This window comes from Clostridium sp. N3C (assembly GCF_900095445.1).
Lineage (GTDB): Bacteria > Bacillota > Clostridia > Clostridiales > Clostridiaceae > Clostridium_AU.
In genome coordinates, this window is the sequence record NZ_FMJL01000002.1 from 75,062 (window position 1) to 95,185 (window position 20,124).

Genomic DNA, 20,124 nt, shown 5'->3' on the forward strand with positions numbered 1-20,124 from the left:
AAAAATTGACATACATAATTTTAAAATTAAAAAGAAGTTATGTCAAAACCTTTATAGCAACCTGTCGATTATTGTATTAATTTTCGTGTATAGTCACTGTTAATAAACACATACTAATTTAAGAAGGGAGTGAGACAGATGTTGCTTTTGACGGTAGTATACGAGGGAAAAAGGGACTTAATAGGGGAAATCAATGAACTAAAAGAATATCTTAAGACTAAAGGCATTTTTATTGGTTTTTCTGAAAGCATAGTAGGTGATATGCAATTTATAAAAATATTTTGTAGTGAAGATGAGTATAATGAGAAAATAGTTGATACCTTTAATTTATATATGGCAAATATACTTTACAAAATAGCTATTTGTGAGTTTTATGATAGAGATATGTTAAATTTTTTAAATGACACATATTTCTTTCTTAAACCTGATGAAATAAGAGATATAGAAATTTTGAGTATGAGGATGCTTAAAGGTGAGGAATTAAATATAGATGACTACACCATTTATTGTATGAATAGAAAGAACAATATAATCAATAAAATTATTTCCTGCATAGAAGAAAATGATGAAATCAATATAAATGGTTTTATAACTTTTAGGATGAGAGAATTAAGAGAAGACATTGAATTTATTGTAGATAAAGTGGTAGAAAAATATATGGTTGAAAAGGAATACAGTGAATTTATAAAACTGCTTAAATACTTTGTGGAAATTCAAGATAGTAAAGTAGATGTAGTAAATATAATAATAGATTCTAATGGAAAGTACTCTATTAGAGATAAAGAGGGCAATGATATGCTTGGAGAGTTTCTCAATGAGCTATCTGGAGAAAAAATTACAGAAAATAATTTGGAGGATTTAATAATAAGTGGACTAATAACTAATGCACCTAAAATTATCAATATTCATGGTTTAGAAAACTGTAGAAATAAAGAGCTTATAGATACAATAAATAATGTGTTTACTGATAGAGTAAACATTTGCAAAGAATGTGAACTTTGTAAATCCGGTATAGGAGTTATTAGAGTTTAATAAAAATCTATATTGACAAGGTAAAATATAGATAGTATAATGTTACGTGTCAAGTAGAGACAGCCGTTTCTCACCTTACAGCATCGCTAGTAAGGTCACGTAATATGTTAGGATATGAAGCGGCTTTGTGCCGCTTTTTTTATTGAAGGATTATCTGGAGATAAATAAGTGGCTCTAAACTAATCCGGAGGTGAAAATTATTAATAAAAATTATCTTATTAACGAGGAAATCAAAGAAAAAGAGTTAAGGGTAATTAATGAAGACGGAGAAATGCTTGGTATAATGTCAAATTCCGAAGCTCTAAGAATTGCTGAAGAGAAGGATAAGGATTTGGTATTAATATCTCCAGGTGCTAATCCGCCGGTATGCAAAATAATGGACTATGGCAAATTCCTTTATGAACAGACAAAAAAGGAAAAGGAAGCCAGAAAAAAGCAGAAGGTAGTTAATGTTAAGGAGATTAGACTAAGTCCTAGTATTGAGGATCATGACATAACCATTAAAGCAAATCAAGCTAAAAAATTCCTTCTTGATGAAGATAAAGTTAAAGTTACAGTAAGATTTAGAGGAAGAGAAGCTGACTATGCATATATCGGTAAAAGTATACTGGATAAATTTGTAGAAAAGCTTCAAGATGTATCTGTAGTTGAGAAAGCCGCTAAACTAGAAGGAAGGAATATGATATTAATATTAGCTCCAAAAAGAGCGTAAACTTGGGAGGAGGAAATAACATGCCAAAAATGAAAACTCATAAAGGTGCTGCAAAAAGATTCAAGAAGACAGGATCAGGAAAATTAAAGAGAGCTAAGGCTTTTAAGAGTCATATATTGACTAAAAAGAGTTCAAAGAGAAAGAGAAATTTAAGAAAAACAGCATATGTATCAGCTGCACAAGAAAAAGTAATGAAGAAATTGTTACCATATCTATAATATAGCGTAGCGATAGAAGGAGGTAAAGAAAATGGCAAGAGTTAAGAGAGCAATGAATGCACGTAAGAAACATAAGAAAATATTGAAGCTTGCAAAGGGATACTATGGTGGAAAGAGCAAGCTATTTAAGACTGCTAATGAAAGCGTAATAAGAGCATTAAGAAATGCTTATGTTGGAAGAAAGCTTAAGAAGAGAGATTTCAGAAAGTTATGGATAGCAAGAATCAATGCTGCTACTAGACAAAATGGTTTATCTTATTCTAAATTCATGAATGGAATTAAGTTAGCAGGAATAGATATAAACAGAAAGATGTTATCAGAAATAGCAATTAACGATCCAAAGGCATTTGCAGAATTAGTTCAGGTTGCAAAAGCACAATTAAATGCATAACATATATTAAATGCGGCATAAGGCCGCATTTATTTTTTTCTTAAATTTTTAAAGGATATTGTTAGATATTGTAGAAAAGTAAGGATATAATATTGAGTATCAATATTCATTTTTGCTAGTTGTTATAAGTTAGCTGAATTGAGGTGAGCTTGTGAATTTAAGTGAAAAAAAAGGTAGAAAACTTAGTCCTGTGCAAATTCTTTGCCTGGGATTTGTTACCTTAATTCTTATTGGTGCTCTCTTATTATCACTTCCAATTTCTTCAGCAAAGGGACAATTTACATCTTTTATTGATAGTCTATTTACAGCTACATCTTCCCTTTGTGTTACAGGTTTTGTGAATTTAGATACCGGGAGTTATTGGAGTTATTTTGGTAAAACCCTTATAATAATACTGGTGCAAATCGGAGGTATTGGATTTATGTCCTTTGCAACCATGTTAGCTATTATTTTAGGCAAGAAAATAACCCTTAGAGATAGATTAGTACTTCAAGAATCAATGAATACTTTTAATTTGCAAGGTTTAGTTAAGATGGAAAAGTACATATTGTCCTTTACATTTATTATAGAGACTATAGGTGCATTAGTTTTATCCACGCAGTTTATTCCAAGCTTTGGCTTGTCAAAAGGTATTTATTATAGCTTTTGGCATTCTATTTCCGCCTTTTGCAATGGAGGATTTGATTTATTTGGTACTGTAGATAGCCCTTTTATAAGCTTAATAGGATGGAGGGAGAATCCTATTGTTATAGTAACTCTTACTATACTAATAATTGTAGGAGGGTTAGGTTTTCTTGTTTGGGCCGATATATATAATTATAAGGTTTCAAGGAAATTATCTTTACACTCAAAGGTGGTAATAATCGGAACATTGATTCTAATATTTGGAGGAGCCTTTTTTATTTACATATTAGAGTGTAATAATCCTCTAACTTTAAAGGATATGTCTATGGTAGATAAAATAATCAATTCATTCTTTGCTTCAGTTAGCCACAGAACTGCAGGAATGAGTACTATAATAACAGCGGATATGAAGCCTGCTTCCAGGTTGTTAACTATAATACTAATGTTTATTGGAGGTTCTTCAGGGTCTACTGCTGGAGGTATAAAAATTACTACAGTAACAATTATAATAATGACAATAGTTTGCACAATAAAAGGTAAAGAGGAAACAGAAATCTTTAAGAAAAGAGTTTCAAAAGAGCAGGTATTAAAGTCCTTTATAATTGCAACCTTAGGCTTTTCCTTGATTATTTTGGCTACGGTACTACTATCTATAATAGAAAGTAATTCAGCCTTTAGTTTAGAATGTCTATTTTTTGAGGCTACTTCTGCTTTAACAACAGCAGGTTTAAGTTTAGGGCTAACACCTCATTTAAGTAGCCTTGGTAAGGTATTGATTATAATATTAATGTATATCGGCAGAGTTGGACCATTGACAGTGGCATTATCATTAGGTAAAAATAAAAAGAAAAATCTTATAAGATATCCGGAAGGCAAAATACTTATAGGTTAGAGGTGTATTGTTATGGAAAAGACACAATATGTAGTAATAGGTTTAGGTCGCTTTGGTACTTCTGTGGCAAAAACCTTATATTCTTTAGGGCATGACGTATTAGCTATAGATAAAGAAGAGGATGTTATTCAAGAAATTTCTGAAAGCGTTACTCATGCTATACAGTTAGATGCTACAGAAGAGAGTGCACTTAAAAGTATAGGTGTCAAGAATTTCGATATAGCTGTGGTTACAATAGGTTCTAATATACAGGCTAGTACTATGATTACTTTGCTACTAAAGGAAATGGGTGTAGGATATATTGTGGCAAAAGCACATAATGAACTCCATGCTAAGATTTTATATAAGATTGGAGCAGATAGGGTGGTACTTCCGGAAAAAGATATGGGTGTGAGAGTGGCCCATAATTTGATTTCTACTAATATTTTAGATTATATTGAACTGTCACCGGATTATAGCATAGCAGAAATATTACCACCTAAAGATTGGAATGATAAGACCCTTATGCAGCTGAATATAAGGGCTAAATATGGAATAAACATAATGGCTATAAAAAAGGGCAATAAAGTAAAAGTTGCTCCTGCTGGGGAAGATTTAATAGAAGAAGGAGATATTATTGTAGCTATAGGAAACTCAGATAATTTGAGCAAAATTGAAAGTATGAATAAGAAGATAAATAGATGAGGGGAAATGGCCGTGGACTTTATACAGAGTAAAGATAATAAGTTGATAAAAGAAATTAAAAAATTGAAAGAAAGAAAATATAGAGACAACTATCAAAAATTTTTTATTGAAGGCTTTAGATTTGTGGAAGAAGCTTTTAAAGCTCATGCAAAGGTAGATTGTCTTTTGGTGTCAGAAACTCAGGCGGAGAAATATATGAGCTTTTTGGAGTCAGTAAATTTAAAGGATAAGTATATTGTAAAAGATAATTTGTTTCGTGATATATGCAGTACAGAAAATCCGCAGGGAATGGCTGCTGTAATAAGTAAAGCTCAACAGCAGTGTGATTTTTCTGAAGGTCTAATTGTGCTTACAGATAAGGTGCAAGACCCTGGAAACATGGGTACAATCATTAGAACAGCCCATGCAGTAGGAGCTAAAGCAGTAATATATAGCTTAGGAACGGTAGATCCATATAATGAAAAGACATTAAGATCTACTATGGGTTCTATTTTCTACCTACCTATAATTGAGGATAAAAACTTAGAGTTAGTTTCTCAATTGTTAAGTCAGGGCTATAAGCTAGTAGCAAGCTCCCTAAAAGCAGAAGATAACTTTTATGATGTAAAGTATGGGGATAAAATAATAATAGCAGTAGGTAATGAAGGTAATGGTATTAGTGATAAAGTTGAAGCCATGGCAGATATAAAGGTTAAAATTCCTATGCCTGGCGGGGCAGAATCTCTTAATGTATCAGTAGCGGCATCAGTAATGCTCTATGAAGTGTTAAGACAAAATTTAAAATAAAGTTGAAATTATTATTAACAATAGTTATAATAATGAGCAAGCACAATTTTTACAAATACATAGTGTACTTTGATGGAGAAAGTAGCTATATGAAAACCACCAGGGAGAAAAGGCCATGACTGAAAGCCTTTTTTGGGACTAATATAGTGAAGTTCACTCCGGAGTTCCAAATGTGAAAATTAAGCGTCTTAATCGTAGCATTTGGCGGTTAAAACCGATAACTTTAACCAAGTGAACAGTATATAAGATACTGTTAATTAGGGTGGTACCGCGGATTTTCCGTCCCTTTTTGGGGCGGTTTTTTATTTTGCTTATAAATTATGAAAGGGGAAGTACAATGAAGGAAAAATTAGAAGCTATTAAGACTGAAGCTTTATCGGAAATTGAAAAGTCTACTAGTAGCAGCGAATTAGAGGCAGTCCGTGTAAAATATCTTGGAAAAAAGGGAGAGCTAACTCTTATTTTAAGAGGAATGGGAGCTTTAAGCCCAGAGGAAAGACCTATAGTAGGTAAGGTGGCAAATGAAGTTAGAAATGCTATCGAAAATGCATTAAAGGATTCTATTTCTGCAATAAAGACAAAAGAAAGAGAAGAAAAGTTAAAAAATGATGTAATAGATATATCCATACCTGGAAAGAGAAACTTCATAGGAAAGAGGCATCCTTTAGATGCAACTTTAGAAAGAATGAAGGAGATTTTTATTTCTATGGGCTTTACCATTGAAGATGGTCCTGAAGTAGAGCTGGATTATTATAATTTTGAAGCCTTAAACATACCTAAAAACCATCCTGCTAGAAGTGAACAGGATACCTTTTATATAAATGATAATGTGGTATTAAGAACTCAAACTTCACCAGTACAGGTTAGAGTTATGGAAAACACTAAACCACCTATAAAGATGATATCTCCTGGTAAGGTTTATAGGTCCGATGCAGTAGATGCAACTCATTCACCTATTTTTTATCAGATGGAAGGACTTGTAGTAGATAAGGGCATTACTTTTGCAGACTTAAAAGGTACTTTGGATACCTTTGTTAAGAAAATGTTTGGAGATAATATAAAAACAAAGTTTAGACCACATCATTTCCCATTTACTGAACCATCAGCAGAGATGGATGCAACTTGCTTTGTATGTCATGGTGAAGGATGTAAAGTTTGCAAAGGTAGTGGATGGATTGAACTTTGGGGTTGTGGTATGGTTCATCCAGAAGTGTTGAGAAAGGGTGGTATAGATCCTGAAGTGTACAGCGGTTTTGCCTTTGGTATGGGAGTAGATAGAATAGTTATGCTAAAGTACGGCCTTGATGATATAAGATTGTTGTATGAAAGTGATATGAGATTTTTAAATCAATTTTAATTAATGTGCATATGGAGGTGTTACAGTAATGAAAGTACCAGTTAAGTGGTTGAAAGATTATGTAGATGTTAATATAGATGCAAAAGATTTAGCGGATGCTTTAACATTGAGTGGATCAAAGGTTGAAGAAGTTGTAACTGCCGGTGATGAGATTCAAAATGTAGTAACAGGAAAGATCATGAAGATTGAGCCTCATCCTGATGCAGAAAAATTAGTTATATGTCAGTTAGATATTGGAAAGGAAGAACTTCTTCAAATAGTAACAGGGGCTAATAATATGAAAGAAAATGATATAGTGCCTGTAGCTTTACATGGTTCATCATTGCCTGGAGGAGTAAAAATTAAAAAAGGAAAGCTTAGAGGAGTTGTTTCCAACGGTATGATGTGTTCCGAAGAAGAATTAGGCATTGCTGGTGATAAGGAAATTCATGGTCTTATGATCTTACCTGAGGATACTCCTATCGGTGTAGATATTAAAACAGTACTAGGATTAGACAATCCTATAATAGATTTTGAAATAACATCCAATAGACCGGATTGTTTAAGTATAGTAGGTATGGCTAGAGAAACTGCTGCAACTTTAGGAACAAAGTATAAGATGCCAGAAACAAATTATACTCCTTGTAAGGAAAAGAATGTATCTGATTTTGTTAAAGTTGAAGTTAAGGATGAACTATGCAAAAGATTTATGGCTAGGGCAGTAGTTGATGTAAAAATAGAACCTTCTCCACAATGGATGCAGGAAAGACTTATGGATGCAGGAGTAAGACCTATAAATAACATAGTTGATATAACAAACTTTGTTATGTTGGAGCTAGGTCAGCCAATGCACGCTTATGACAGGAGAGAAATAACTTCAGGTAAGATAGTTGTAGAAAGAGCTAGTCAGGGTGAAAAGTTTACTACCCTAGATGAAATTGAAAGAGAGCTTAGTAGTGATGTTCTTTGTATAAAGGATGATAAAAAAATTATCGGCCTTGCTGGCTTAATGGGTGGATTAGACTCTGAAATTAAAGAAGATACAACTGAAGTTATATTTGAATGTGCAAATTTTGATGGTGCTAATATAAGAGTATCAGCTCAAAAGTTAGGACTAAGAACAGAGGCTTCCTCAAGATTTGAAAAGGACCTAGATCCTAATATGGCCCAGATAGCTTTAGATAGAGTTTGCTATCTAGTAGAAAAGTTGAATGCTGGAAAGGTTGTAGAAGGTACAATAGATGTTTATGAAAAGCCTGTTAAGGAGAAAACTCTTACCGTTGATAGCCTATGGGTTAATAAGTTTTTAGGAACAGATATGACTGCAGAGGAAATGAAGCAGTATTTAGATAGATTAGAGCTTTATACTACTATTAATGGAACTCTATTAGAAATAACAGTACCTACCTTTAGGATTGATATTAATATTAAAGAGGATATAGCTGAAGAAATAGTTAGAATATACGGATACGATAAATTGCCTTCAACAATTATTAATACAGTTTCTGAAAAGGGTGGAAAAACAGAAAGACAACATATGGATGATACAGTGCTAAATACTATGTTAGCTTCCGGATTAAATCAATCCATAAGCTATGCTTTCATTAGTCCAAAGGCCTTTGATAAGATAAATTTACCAGTAGATAGTGAACTTAGAAATACTGTGAAGATTAAAAATCCATTAGGAGAAGATTATAGTGTTATGAGAACTACTACTATACCTTCTATAATGGAAAGTTTGGGACGTAACTACGCTAGAAATAATGAAGTGGCAAGACTTTTTGAAATTGGTAGAGTATATATTCCTTTGAAAAATGAATTATTGCCAGAGGAAAGAAATATTCTTACTGCCGGAATCTATGGAGAATGTGATTATTTTGATCTAAAAGGTGTTGTAGAAAACCTACTAGAGGTTCTAGGAGTAGAAAAATATAGTTTTGTGAGAGAAAGTGATAATCCAGTATTTCATCCAGGAAAAACTGCTGCCCTAATGATTAAAAATGAAAAAGTTGGTGTTTTAGGAGAAGTTCATCCTGATGTATGTGACAAGTTTGGATTGGATATTCCTGCTTATGTGGCAGAATTGAATCTAGATATTTTATATGCCCATGCAAAAATGGATAAAAAATATAAGCCTCTACCTAAATATCCTGCAGTTACTAGAGATATAGCTATCTTAGTAGATGATAGTATCCTTGTACAGGAAATACAGGATATAATTATAAAGCAGGGAGGTTCAATGGTTGAAGCTGTAAAACTTTTTGATATTTATAAAGGTGAACAGATTCCAGAGGGTAAAAAGTCTATAGCCTATGCCATTGTATATAGACAAGAAAATAAAACCCTTACAGATAATGAAGTAAATAAGGTTCATAATAAAATATTAAAAACCTTAGAATACAAACTTGGAGCACAACTTAGATAGATAAGGAGAGAAAATGCATAATTCCGTAAGAAAATCAAGTAATTATGCATTTTCTTCATTTATTTAAAAAAGAATATATGTTAAAATATATATAAGGATTTTAACTAAAGTATCTAAGAAGGTGTTTGCATGAATATTGTTACCGTAAGTATCAATGACGTAGACTACAATTTAAAGGGCGAAGAGAACGACGAGTACTTAAAAAAAGTAGCGGATTATGTAGATAAGAAAATGAAGACTATTATGGAGAGCAATCCAAAATTAAGTGGAACGGCGGCTGCAGTCCTTACTGCAGTGAATGTAGTGGACGACCTTTTTAAGTGCGAAGTTTCTTATAAAGGATTAAATGAAGAGATAAGAAACCTTAAAGCCAAGGAGAAGGATTATGAAGAGCAAATTGCTGCCCTTAAAGAATTGGTGGCTAGAGTACAGGGCGAAAACTCAGAGCTTTTGCAAAAATTAAATGACAGTAAAGTTGATGAAAACTTAAAGGCTAAGGATGAAGAACTTGCTAGATTGAAAGAGGAAGTTGAAAAGCTGAAAGAGGAGTTGAAAAATACCAAAAATAGCTTTGAGAAAAATAAGGCGGAAAACAAGGAACTTAAGTTTCAGCTCCGAAGTGCTAGGTATAAGATAAATTACCTTGAACAGGAATTGGTAGAAAATCAAATAAACCTTGCTAAAATTAAAAAGATGAGTAATCCGCTAATAAACCACGAGAAAATTAAATAGTGATGGATTATTGTTTTTTTAATATTTAAATCAGTATAACTTATACTTAAAATAGGTTACATTTCTTAATAAGAAATGTAACCTATTATTTTTTCATATTTAACTTAATAATATTCTAAAAAAGTCTTTATGAAAACCTTTACTATACAATGAGAATAACTGTGGCTATGTCCGCATAGGTATATTACAAGCTATAAAGAATCAGGAGGATTAGTATGAGAGTTCTAATGTGCATAAGAAGCGATTATATTAGAAACTTTGGAGGAGACTCAATGCAAATGTTAAAAACCGTTGAGTATTTAAAAAAGTTAGGGGTAGAGGCCTATATAAATGCAGGGGATGTAACAGATTTTTCTTCTTTTGATATTATACATTTATTTAATATATCTAGTATGGGAGAGACTTATAAATATTATAAGATAGCTAAAAGTTACAAAAAAAATATAGTTCTATCACCTTTGTATTGGGATAGAACCTTATACTATAAATATATTAATAATGTTGAATATTTGAAACTATGGGAACGTTGCAATACTTATAGAAAAGAGATAGTAAAGGGCTGTAAAGTAATATATCCTAACAGTTGTATGGAGGCGGATTTATTAAAAAATCAAATTTATCCTAAGGGTAACTATGAGGTGATATACAATGGTGTAGATGTAATAAGTGAAGAAACCCCTTTATATAGTTTGAAGGATAGATACCATTTAGATAAATATGTCCTTTGTGTAGGAAGAATATGCGTTATGAAAAATCAACTTGTTTTAGCTAAGATTTGCAATGAGCTTAATATACCCTTAGTGCTTATTGGTAACATCAAGGATAGGGATTATTTAGATTCTTGTTTGAAGTATAAAGGAACTTTGCATTTAGGTTTTGTAGATAGCTATAATATTTATAACGCATACCGATTTGCTAGTCTTCATGTACAGCCAAGTTTTATAGAAACAAGCGGTATGTCATCTTTAGAGGCTGCCGCCAGTGGCTGTAAAATTGTGTCCACTAATCAAAGTAGTGCTTACGAATATTTTAAGGATGGAGCTTTATATTGTGATCCCTATGATGAGGCTAGTATATATGAAGCTGTAAAGAATGGAATAAAGGCTAAAAAAGATAGTAAGTTTAAAAATTTAATTAGAGAAAAGTTTACTTGGGATAAGTATGCTAAAAAATTATATGAAAGCTATAAAACATTGCTGTAGAAAAAGTGGCATTGGCCACTTTTTTATTGTATAATACCTTTATTGTTAGGCAAACAAAGGAAAATTCATAATTCTAAATGGAGAGATGAAAATGATGTTTAGGAACATAGAGCTTTTAGCACCTACAGGAGATATGGAATGTTTATATGCTGCAGTAAATAATGGGGCAGATGCTGTATATTTAGGAGGAAGTAAGTTTTCTGCCCGTGCATATGCTAAAAACTTTACTTTAGAAGATATAGCTGAAGCGGTGAAATATTGTCATGGATATGATGTAAAAGTCTATATTACTATAAATACACTAATTAAAGAGAAAGAATTATGGGAAGCTTTGGATTACATAAAGGAGCTTTATAAAATTGGTGTGGACGGAGTGATTATTCAAGATATAGGACTAGGAAATAAATTATTAAATTCTTTTCCTGTTTTAGAAATTCATGCATCTACTCAGATGTCAGTACACAATGTATCTACTAGCCTTTTTCTAAAGGAGCATGGATTTAAGCGAATAGTTCTGGCTAGAGAATTATCTATTGAGGAAGTTAAAGATATTTCCTCAGTAGTTGAAACGGAAGTGTTTATACATGGAGCACTATGTGTTTGCTATTCAGGACAATGTCTTATGAGTAGTATGATAGGAGGAAGAAGTGGAAATAGAGGAAGGTGTGCCCAGCCCTGCAGGTTACCTTATGATCTTTTAGATAAGGAAAGTGGTGAAAGGAAACAGGGTTTTTTGTTAAGTCCTAAAGATATTTGTACTATTTCTAATATCAATGAAATAATTGATAGTGGAGTTACTTCTTTTAAAATAGAGGGTCGTTTGAAAAAGCCAGAATATGTAGCCGGTGTGGTAGCATCCTATAGGAAAGTTATAGACGAATATGTACAAAGTAAAAGAATAAGTGACAGTGGTGAGGAGGAGAAAAAACTTCTTCAGTTATTTAATAGAGAAGGGTTTTCAAAAGGCTATTTTTGGGGAAATGCTGGTAGAGATATGATGGCTTATAACTATCCTAAAAATACAGGTCTTATATTAGGAAAAGCTATAGATAGTAAAATAGTGGAGCTCTACAGTGATGTGAATAATGGAGACGGCATTAGAGTAGGCGATAAGGGAACTACCATAAGCAAGATAACCCTTAAAGGGAAGGAAGTATTGTCTGCAAAAAAAGGCGATAAAGTTCAAATGTGGCCTACCATTTATAAAAAAGGAGATCTTATATATAAGACTAATGATATAAAATTAAATGAAGAAATTAGAAAGTCTTATAGGGATAAGTATACAAGAAAAATACCTATAAATATTTCAGTAGAGTTTTCTCTAGGTAAACCGTTATGTATAAACACTATATACAAGGGAAAGAAGTATTGCTGTGAAGGCGCGATAGTAGAGAAGCCCCTAAAGAATCCTCTATCAAAAGATTTTATTGAAGATAAATTAAGAAAGACAGGAAATACACCTTTTGAAATTGATGAAATAATCTTTACTCTGTTTGAAGAAGGTTATATAAGTGCTGCTTCCATAAATGAAGTTAGAAGAAATCTACTTAATATGCTTATTTCTCAAGAGCCTGGGGAAGATATAGAAGTAGATATGGATGAATGTTATAAAATTAGCTCTTGGAAAGGCTATAATAGCATAAATAAGAAGATGGATATACCAGAGAAACTTTTTGTAGTTTCATCTAACGAGCAATTAAGAGCTATAGAGGATTTAGGAGTAAAATTTGTAGCTATAGATATGGCTAGCCGATATTTAGATAGAAGGGAAATATTCAAGTGCAACATTCCTAATATATATTTAAAGCTACCTAATATAGCGCGAGCTGAGGAAAAGACTATTATAAAGTATGTTGATGAAAATATGACAAGAATAAAAGGTATTATTACTGCTAATTTAGGAATGATTAATTATTTTCATGAGAAAATTCCTTGTATTGGAGATTATAAGTTAAATATATTTAACAGCGAAGCTTTTCATTTTATGAATAAATATTGTGCTTTGTCTCCCTTAAGCGTAGAATTAAATCGTAGCGAAATAAAAGATATAGTAAAGGTTTTGCCAAAGGATTTGCCGGTGCAAGCTTTGGTTTACGGAAAAATTGAGCTTATGGCAAGTGAATATTGTGCAGCCGGTAGCGTTTTGGGAGGCAGAAGCAAAGAAAGCAATTGCAAACTTCATTGCAGAGGAAGCTTTACACTAAGGGATAGAATGGGCATGGAATTTGTAATAAGAAATGATATTTACTGTAGAAGTCATATTTATAACAGCCTACCTTTAGATTTAACATCCTATGAAAAAGATTTAAAGGATATAGGCGTAACTCATTTTAGATATGATTTTATAGATGAAAGTTATGAGGAGACTTACAATATAGCCAAGGCTATATTAGATAATAAAAACTTAGAATTAAAAGAATTTACTAGAGGGCACTACAAAAGGGGAGTAGAGTAAATCAAAATTGGGAGTTGGTAAGCAATGGAGGATAGATCATTAATAGTATTGGAATTTACCAAAATAAAAGAAAAGATAAAAACATATACTCAAACTTCTGCAGCTAAGGAAATCATTGATGAACTAAAACCTTATGACAGTGTTTATGAGATTAGAGAAAGATTGGAGGAAACAAGAGAGGCCTTAGAGTTATTAGGAAAAAAAGGTTCACCGCCCTTTGAAGGTATTTATGATGTAAGAGATGCTATTAGTAGGGCGGAAAAGGGGGCTGATTTAAGCTCAGTGCAGCTATATAGAATTGGTGGCTTATTAAAAGTATCCAGAAGCTTTAAGGAATACATAGCACGCAAAGAGGATGAGGAAGCCTTTCCTGTGTTAGAGGATTTATGCCAAGGTTTAGTTTCTCTAAAAAGATTGGAAGATGATATTTTTAATTGCTTAGTTGATGAAGAGGAAATCAGTGATAGGGCTAGTGAGACATTATTTTCTATTAGAAGAGAGTTAAGGAATAAAAACGGCTCTGTAAGAGAAAGGGTAAATGATTTAGTTAGAAAGTATTCTAAGTATTTACAAGAAAGTTTATATACTATCCGTGGTGATAGATATGTAATACCGGTAAAATCAGAACATAAGGGTGCTGTACCAGGTATAGTTCATGATCAAAGTTCTAGCGGAGCCACTCTTTTTATTGAACCTATGAGTTTAGTTGAACTTAATAATGAAATTCGAGAGCTTGTGCTTAAAGAAAAGGCTGAGATCCAAAGAATCTTGGCCCAGCTTTCCAGAAAGGTTTATACTAATATCACTGTCATAAAAAGCAATAGCAAAATTGTATGGGAGCTAGATTTTATTTTCTCAAAGGCTAAATATGCTAGCCAGATAAGGGGGGCTTGTCCGGTAATAAAGGAGGACGGAAGTTTTCATATAATAGAGGGAAGGCACCCACTTATAGACCCAGAGCTAGTGGTACCAAGTACAATTTACCTAGGTGGAGAAAAGACTTCATTGATTATAACTGGTCCTAATACAGGTGGAAAAACAGTTACACTAAAAACTGTAGGACTTCTTCATATTATGGCTATGAGTGGATTATTGATTCCGGCAAAGGAAGGTTCAGCTGTTAGCTATTTTGATAACATATTTGCAGATATTGGAGATGAACAAAGTATAGAGCAAAGTCTATCTACTTTTTCGTCACATATGAAGAATATTGTTTATATTATGGATAAAGCTACAGCTAAAAGCCTTATATTGTTTGATGAATTAGGTGCTGGTACAGACCCTGTTGAGGGAGCTGCCCTAGCTGTGGCTATATTGGAGAATTTAAGAGAAAGGGGAAGCAGGATACTAGCTACTACTCATTACAGTGAGTTAAAAGCCTATGCTTTAAATACACCTCATGTAGAAAATGCTTCCGTGGAGTTTGATGTAGAAACTCTAAAGCCTACTTATAGACTTCTTATTGGTGTTCCAGGAAAGTCTAATGCCTTTGAAATATCAAAACGATTAGGTTTAAGTGAAAAAATAATTGAAGCAGCTAAAGCTAATGTATCTAGCAATGCTTTAATTTTTGAGGATTTGATTATGAATCTTCAAAAGAGAAGCATTGAAGCAGAGAATAATGCTAGAGAGGCTGCTTCTTTAAAAGCAGAAGCTGCTATGCTTAAGGAAAAGTATGAGAAGAAACTTCATAGTTTAGAAAAGAATAAAGATAATATTATGCATAATGCTCAAAGAGAGGCAAAATCAATTATAAAGGCTGCTAAGGAAGAGGCGGATGAAATTGCTAAGAATATCCGAGAACTTGAGAGAATGGGATATGATAGTGATATTAGAAGCAAGATTGAAGCCCAGAGAAAGAAGTTGAAAAATAAAATTGAAAGTATTGAAAATAATTTAAGTGAAAAAGAAGAAGAAAAAGGCAAAAAATTAACTAAAGTAGTGCCAGGGCAAGAAGTGTTATTAGCAAAATTAAATCAAAAGGTAATTGTATTAACTACTCCCGACCCTAAAGGTGATCTTCAAGTGCAGGCTGGTATTATGAAAATAACTGTTAATATAGAAGATTTGAGGGAAGTTGAAGATAAGCAGTCCAGTCCTAAGAAAGTAAATACAAAGAGGGAAGTTAAACTTAATTTAAGAAGTGTTTCTACATCCATAGATTTAAGAGGGTTAGATGCAGAAGAGGCTATATATAATGTAGATAAGTATCTTGACGAAGCTTATATGGCTGGTCTAAATGAAGTTACAATAATTCATGGTAAAGGCACTGGAGTATTGAGAAAGGCAGTAGCTGATTTGTTAAAAGGACATCAGCATGTAAAAAGCTTTCGTTTAGGTGAATACTCTGAAGGTGGTAGCGGAGCAACTATTGTAACCCTTAAATAGAAAATATTAAAGATTAAGCTTATTCTTAGTAAGTTAAGAATAAGCTTTTTTAATGCATTTCTTTTATGATTTTTTTATTTTTAATTAATTACCTTTATATTTTCAATACTAGTATCTTCAGTTCCCTGTACATATAAACCTGCTGCTTTTAATTCTTCTGTATATTCAATAATATCTTTTGTAATAACTTCTCCAGGACAAAGTATTGGTATTCCTGGAGGATAGACCATTAAAAATTCACCGCTTATCCTTCCAGTACTTTGCTTTAAACTAATGGAAGTTTTTTTTGAAATAAAGGCTTGACGGGGAGTTAAATAGGCCTTGGGTATAGCTGGAATATCTAAAAAATCTGGCTGTCTATTCTTTTGATTTTTATACTCTAAACTTATTTCTTTAAGTGCATTGATTAATTTATCTATGCTTTCTTTTGTATCTCCAAAGGAACCTACAGCAAGAATGTTATATAAATCAGATAGTTCCACTAAAATATCATACTTTTCAGCTAAAATATTGTCTAATTGGTAGCCTGTAATTCCTAAGTCTCTGCAACTTATAGTGATTTTGGTGGGATCTATAGCAAAAACTCCGGGCTCACCAATAATTTCTGTACCAAAACAATAGAAGCCCTTTATTTTATTTATTTCTTTTCTAGCGTAGTCTGATAATTCTATAGCTTTATCAAGAAGTCTTTTTCCCTCTAAGGCAATTTGCTTTCTAGCACAGTCTAAAGAGGCCATCAAAATATAAGAAGGTGAAGTAGTTTGAATTAAATTAAGAACCTGTTGAACCTTTCTTACATCAATCCTTTCTTTTTTCATATGAAGGAGAGAACTTTGAGTTAAGGAGCCTATAATTTTATGGGTGCTTTGGGCACACATATCCGCACCGGCTTCCATAGCTGAAATAGGTAGCTTTTCATGGAAGTTAAGATGAGGACCGTGAGCTTCATCTACTATTAATAGCTTATTATAGCTATGAACTATTTCTGTGATTTTTTTTATATCTGTAGCTACTCCATAATAAGTTGGATTAATAATTAGCACAGCTTTGGCGTCAGTATGCTTTGCAAGTGTTTCAGCTACAGTTTCTGGAGTAACTCCTTGGGCTATACCTAGTCTTTTGTTAAATTCTGGTTTCATATAAATTGGAATAGCACCAGACATTATTATACCAGTGGTAACGGATTTATGAACATTTCTAGGAATTATGATCTTTTCTCCTTCACTAACAACAGATAGAATCATTGCTTGTACTGCTGCTGTTGTACCTTGAATGGAAAAAAAACAGGCGTCGGAACCATAAGCATCAGCGGCTAATTCTTGAGCTTCCTTGATAACTCCCGTGGGATGATGTAAGCTGTCAACCATCTTTAATAAAGTTAAATCTATTTTAAATACATTATCACCTAAGAACTCTTTAAATTCCTTTTCAATCCCTACTCCATTCTTGTGTCCAGGTACATGAAAAGGAATTATACCTTTATTAACATATTCTAAAAGTGCGCTAAATAAGGGCGTTTTATTTTGATTTAACTTATACACTTTAATCCAACCCTTTCTTTACTTTAAAATCATAAGTTATTATTTAGAGAATCTATAGAAACACTATATTATATGAAGGGTCAATCTTATTGGATATATAAGAAATTTTAATTATCATAGAAAAAATTGTATAGAAATAGGAATATTAATCAAACTACTGGGAAGAATGATAGGGGAGGAGGTAAGATTTATGGGTGTTTTAAACTGCAATGTAAGAACAAAGGATTGTACCCATGCTGCCGGTAAGGTTAGAAGAAATGGGAAAATTCCAGGAGTTCTATATGGTGAAAAATTCAACAATTTATTATTTGAAATTTCCGAACTAGAACTTAATAGAGAAATTTTAAAAGAGGGTGAGCACGGAGTAAAGAGTATAAATATAAACGGTACTACTCACCAGGCCATAATAAAAGAAATCCAAAAAGATCCAGTAACTCATAAAATATTACATATTGATTTAGAAAATGTGCACGAGGACAAAACTGTTCAGGCTGAGATACCAATACATTTCATAAATGAAGAAAAAGTGTCTCAGAAGGGTTGCATACTTCAAAAAGAAAAGTCCAGCGTTAAAGTACAAGGAAAGGTTAAAGATTTGCCTAAATATATAAGTGCGGATCTTAGAAATTTAAAATATGGTGAGTCTTATAGGTTAAGTAATTTAGAGGTAGCTAGTGATATTACATTTATGGAAGATATTAATACAGTTATAGCTACCGTTACAGGTGCTAACACAAATGTACCACTTTCAGATGAGGAAATTTCAGATACAACGGAAGAAAATGTAGAAAAAGAATAATATATTGGCGTAGTTCTTTATTATGAACTACGCCAATTTTCTATAATAAGTCTTTTGTTTTTGCGAATTTATAGTATAATATAGTATTAGAATGTAATAGGAGGGATATAATGCATTTTAAAGAGAAGTATGATCAGTGGGTTAATTCTCCATTTATCGATGAAAAGACTAAGGGAGAATTGCTAGCGATCAAAGATGAAAAAGAAATAGAAGATAGATTTTATAAAGACTTAGAGTTTGGTACCGGTGGACTTAGAGGCGTTATTGGTGCTGGCTCTAACAGAATGAATATTTATACTGTTGGTAAAGCTACTCAAGGTTTTGCTGACTATTTAAAGAGCAAATACGGAAAGGAAGCTTCTGTAGTAATTGCTCATGATTCAAGAAATATGTCGAGGGAATTTGCAGAAACTGCTGCTGAAATCCTTAGTGCAAATGATGTAAAAGTATATCTTTTTGAAAGTTTGAGACCAACTCCTATGCTTTCTTTCGCAGTAAGGGAGAAGAATTGCAAAGGTGGTATAGTAATAACCGCTTCCCACAATCCAAAGCAGTATAATGGATATAAAGTATATGGTGAAGACGGAGGGCAAGTTACTGACAAAGCTGCAAAAGAAATATTGTCCTACATAGAAAAAGTAGACAGCTTTGAAAAAATAAAGAAGGAAAATTTACAAACTGCTATTGATAATTCAAAGGTTCAAATTATAGGAGAAGATGTTGACAAGGTATATTATAGTAAAGTTAAAGATCTAACTATTAGAAAAGATCTTGTTAAAGAGATGGCTAAAGACCTTAAAATAATTTATACTCCTATTCATGGTAGTGGTAATATACCTGTAAGAAGAGTGTTAAAGGAACTTGGTTATACAGGAGTACATGTGGTTAAGGAACAAGAAATGCCAGATGGTAATTTCCCAACAGCGCCTTATCCAAATCCAGAGGATCCAAAGGTATTTGCTATTGCTTTAGATATGGCTAAGGAAATTCAACCAGATATAATTTTTGGTACAGATCCTGACTGCGATAGAATAGGTGTAGTAGTAAAAACAAGCAATGGTGACTATAAGGTTCTTACTGGAAATCAAACCGGCGTATTGCTAACTCATTATATTTTATCTTCATTGAAGGAAGCAAATAAGTTGCCAAATAATGGTGTGGTAATAAAAACTATAGTTACTACAGAAATGGTAAGAAATATTGTAGCAGATTATGGCGTTAAACTACTAGACGTGTTAACAGGATTCAAGTATATAGGTGAAAAAATTAAGGAATATGAGACTACTAAAGAATCCACTTACCTATTTGGTTTTGAAGAAAGCTACGGCTATTTATCAGGAGACTTTGTAAGAGATAAGGATGCAGTAATAGCTTCAATGTTAATCTGTGAAATGACTTTATATTATAAGTCAAAGGGCTTATCTTTATATGAAGCATTATTAGATTTATATGATAAATATGGTTATTATAAAGAAAATCTAGTTTCCATAGAACTTCAGGGTAAAGAAGGACAAGAAAAGATAGCTAAGGCCTTAGATTATCTTAGAAATTCCATGGGACAAGAACTTAATGGAGTTAAGATTGATAAGAAGTTTGATTATAAATTAAGTAAGGAAACAGATTTTGTTAATAATACAGAAAAGGAAATTGATCTTCCTACTTCAAATGTGTTAAAGTTTGTTTTAAATGATGGTTCTTGGTTTGTTGTTAGACCATCCGGTACAGAACCAAAAATGAAAGTATACTTATCAGTAGTAGGAGATTCATTAAAAGACGCAGACCAAAAGATCGAAGAATTTAAAACTATAGTAATGTCATTGATTGAAAAGGCCTGCAATATATAAAGAGTTTTTTGGAAATTGTAAAGTTTTATATAATTAGCTTTACAATTTCCTTATTATCAATTA

16 protein-coding genes and 1 other annotated feature are annotated in these 20,124 nt (G+C 32.5%); of the genes, 15 read left to right on the forward strand and 1 reads right to left on the reverse strand.

What is annotated here, in order from left to right; translation table 11 throughout:
* Positions 1 to 138: 138 nt before the first annotated feature.
* The 13 genes from ytxC to N3C_RS01190 all read left to right on the forward strand — a co-directional run bounded on the left by ytxC (position 139) and on the right by N3C_RS01190 (position 15,877).
* Positions 139 to 1,032, forward strand: coding sequence for a putative sporulation protein YtxC (ytxC, locus tag N3C_RS01130; RefSeq protein ID WP_074364232.1), 894 nt, complete (start codon positions 139 to 141; stop codon positions 1,030 to 1,032).
* Positions 1,033 to 1,222: 190 nt separating this feature from the next.
* Entirely contained in the window at positions 1,223 to 1,744 is a 522-nt protein-coding gene (gene infC, locus N3C_RS01135) for a translation initiation factor IF-3 (protein WP_074364234.1), read from the forward strand.
* 20 nt (positions 1,745 to 1,764) lie between these two features.
* Positions 1,765 to 1,962, forward strand: coding sequence for a 50S ribosomal protein L35 (rpmI, locus tag N3C_RS01140; RefSeq protein WP_074364235.1), 198 nt, complete (start codon positions 1,765 to 1,767; stop codon positions 1,960 to 1,962).
* A gap of 31 nt (positions 1,963 to 1,993) precedes the next feature.
* Positions 1,994 to 2,353, forward strand: a complete 360-nt coding sequence (gene rplT, locus N3C_RS01145; RefSeq protein WP_074364237.1) for a 50S ribosomal protein L20 — start codon at positions 1,994 to 1,996, stop codon at positions 2,351 to 2,353.
* 151 nt (positions 2,354 to 2,504) lie between these two features.
* Positions 2,505 to 3,869 carry a TrkH family potassium uptake protein gene (locus tag N3C_RS01150; protein ID WP_074364238.1) on the forward strand — a complete coding sequence of 455 codons (1,365 nt, stop codon included), beginning with the start codon at positions 2,505 to 2,507 and terminating at the stop codon, positions 3,867 to 3,869.
* 12 nt (positions 3,870 to 3,881) lie between these two features.
* Positions 3,882 to 4,553 (forward strand): potassium channel family protein, encoded by a 672-nt coding sequence (locus tag N3C_RS01155; RefSeq protein ID WP_074364239.1) that lies wholly within the window; start codon positions 3,882 to 3,884, stop codon positions 4,551 to 4,553.
* 6 nt (positions 4,554 to 4,559) lie between these two features.
* Complete coding sequence (locus tag N3C_RS01160; RefSeq protein ID WP_074364240.1) at positions 4,560 to 5,339, forward strand: TrmH family RNA methyltransferase; 780 nt, start codon at positions 4,560 to 4,562, stop codon at positions 5,337 to 5,339.
* Positions 5,340 to 5,399: 60 nt separating this feature from the next.
* Positions 5,400 to 5,629, forward strand: a binding site (T-box leader).
* 47 nt (positions 5,630 to 5,676) lie between these two features.
* Positions 5,677 to 6,696, forward strand: a complete 1,020-nt coding sequence (pheS, locus tag N3C_RS01165) for a phenylalanine--tRNA ligase subunit alpha (protein WP_074364241.1) — start codon at positions 5,677 to 5,679, stop codon at positions 6,694 to 6,696.
* Positions 6,697 to 6,724: 28 nt separating this feature from the next.
* Positions 6,725 to 9,100, forward strand: coding sequence for a phenylalanine--tRNA ligase subunit beta (gene pheT / locus N3C_RS01170; protein ID WP_074364242.1), 2,376 nt, complete (start codon positions 6,725 to 6,727; stop codon positions 9,098 to 9,100).
* A gap of 129 nt (positions 9,101 to 9,229) precedes the next feature.
* A complete protein-coding gene (locus N3C_RS01175) occupies positions 9,230 to 9,832 on the forward strand; it encodes a cell division protein ZapA (protein WP_074364243.1) in 603 nt (200 codons plus the stop codon).
* 215 nt (positions 9,833 to 10,047) lie between these two features.
* Entirely contained in the window at positions 10,048 to 11,034 is a 987-nt protein-coding gene (locus tag N3C_RS01180; protein ID WP_074364244.1) for a glycosyltransferase family 4 protein, read from the forward strand.
* A gap of 91 nt (positions 11,035 to 11,125) precedes the next feature.
* A complete protein-coding gene (locus N3C_RS01185; protein ID WP_242944022.1) occupies positions 11,126 to 13,489 on the forward strand; it encodes a U32 family peptidase in 2,364 nt (787 codons plus the stop codon).
* A gap of 24 nt (positions 13,490 to 13,513) precedes the next feature.
* The gene (locus N3C_RS01190) at positions 13,514 to 15,877 is read left to right on the forward strand and encodes an endonuclease MutS2 (protein WP_074364245.1); all 2,364 of its coding nucleotides are present in this window, start codon (positions 13,514 to 13,516) and stop codon (positions 15,875 to 15,877) included.
* An 80-nt stretch (positions 15,878 to 15,957) separates the two neighbouring features.
* Here N3C_RS01190 and N3C_RS01195 read toward each other — a convergent pair whose 3' ends face one another.
* Positions 15,958 to 17,418, reverse strand: a complete 1,461-nt coding sequence (locus N3C_RS01195; protein WP_074364246.1) for an aminotransferase class I/II-fold pyridoxal phosphate-dependent enzyme — start codon at positions 17,416 to 17,418, stop codon at positions 15,958 to 15,960.
* A gap of 190 nt (positions 17,419 to 17,608) precedes the next feature.
* Between N3C_RS01195 and N3C_RS01200 the strand changes: the two genes are divergently transcribed.
* Both N3C_RS01200 and N3C_RS01205 read left to right on the forward strand, forming a co-directional pair.
* Positions 17,609 to 18,217: a 50S ribosomal protein L25 gene (locus N3C_RS01200; RefSeq protein ID WP_074364247.1), complete on the forward strand. Its 609-nt coding sequence runs from the start codon at positions 17,609 to 17,611 to the stop codon at positions 18,215 to 18,217.
* A gap of 110 nt (positions 18,218 to 18,327) precedes the next feature.
* Positions 18,328 to 20,061 carry a phospho-sugar mutase gene (locus N3C_RS01205; RefSeq protein ID WP_074364248.1) on the forward strand — a complete coding sequence of 578 codons (1,734 nt, stop codon included), beginning with the start codon at positions 18,328 to 18,330 and terminating at the stop codon, positions 20,059 to 20,061.
* Positions 20,062 to 20,124 lie beyond the last annotated feature (63 nt).

What these genes read in the sequence shown, in the direction of transcription:
- ytxC (WP_074364232.1), top strand. Translation starts at nt 139, where the DNA reads ATGTTGCTTTTGACGGTAGTATACGAGGGAAAAAGGGACTTAATAGGG.
- rpmI (WP_074364235.1), top strand. Translation starts at nt 1,765, where the DNA reads ATGCCAAAAATGAAAACTCATAAAGGTGCTGCAAAAAGATTCAAGAAG.
- rplT (WP_074364237.1), top strand. Translation starts at nt 1,994, where the DNA reads ATGGCAAGAGTTAAGAGAGCAATGAATGCACGTAAGAAACATAAGAAA.
- N3C_RS01155 (WP_074364239.1), top strand. Translation starts at nt 3,882, where the DNA reads ATGGAAAAGACACAATATGTAGTAATAGGTTTAGGTCGCTTTGGTACT.
- N3C_RS01160 (WP_074364240.1), top strand. Translation starts at nt 4,560, where the DNA reads ATGGCCGTGGACTTTATACAGAGTAAAGATAATAAGTTGATAAAAGAA.
- pheS (WP_074364241.1), top strand. Translation starts at nt 5,677, where the DNA reads ATGAAGGAAAAATTAGAAGCTATTAAGACTGAAGCTTTATCGGAAATT.
- pheT (WP_074364242.1), top strand. Translation starts at nt 6,725, where the DNA reads ATGAAAGTACCAGTTAAGTGGTTGAAAGATTATGTAGATGTTAATATA.
- N3C_RS01175 (WP_074364243.1), top strand. Translation starts at nt 9,230, where the DNA reads ATGAATATTGTTACCGTAAGTATCAATGACGTAGACTACAATTTAAAG.
- N3C_RS01180 (WP_074364244.1), top strand. Translation starts at nt 10,048, where the DNA reads ATGAGAGTTCTAATGTGCATAAGAAGCGATTATATTAGAAACTTTGGA.
- N3C_RS01185 (WP_242944022.1), top strand. Translation starts at nt 11,126, where the DNA reads ATGATGTTTAGGAACATAGAGCTTTTAGCACCTACAGGAGATATGGAA.
- N3C_RS01190 (WP_074364245.1), top strand. Translation starts at nt 13,514, where the DNA reads ATGGAGGATAGATCATTAATAGTATTGGAATTTACCAAAATAAAAGAA.
- N3C_RS01200 (WP_074364247.1), top strand. Translation starts at nt 17,609, where the DNA reads ATGGGTGTTTTAAACTGCAATGTAAGAACAAAGGATTGTACCCATGCT.
- N3C_RS01205 (WP_074364248.1), top strand. Translation starts at nt 18,328, where the DNA reads ATGCATTTTAAAGAGAAGTATGATCAGTGGGTTAATTCTCCATTTATC.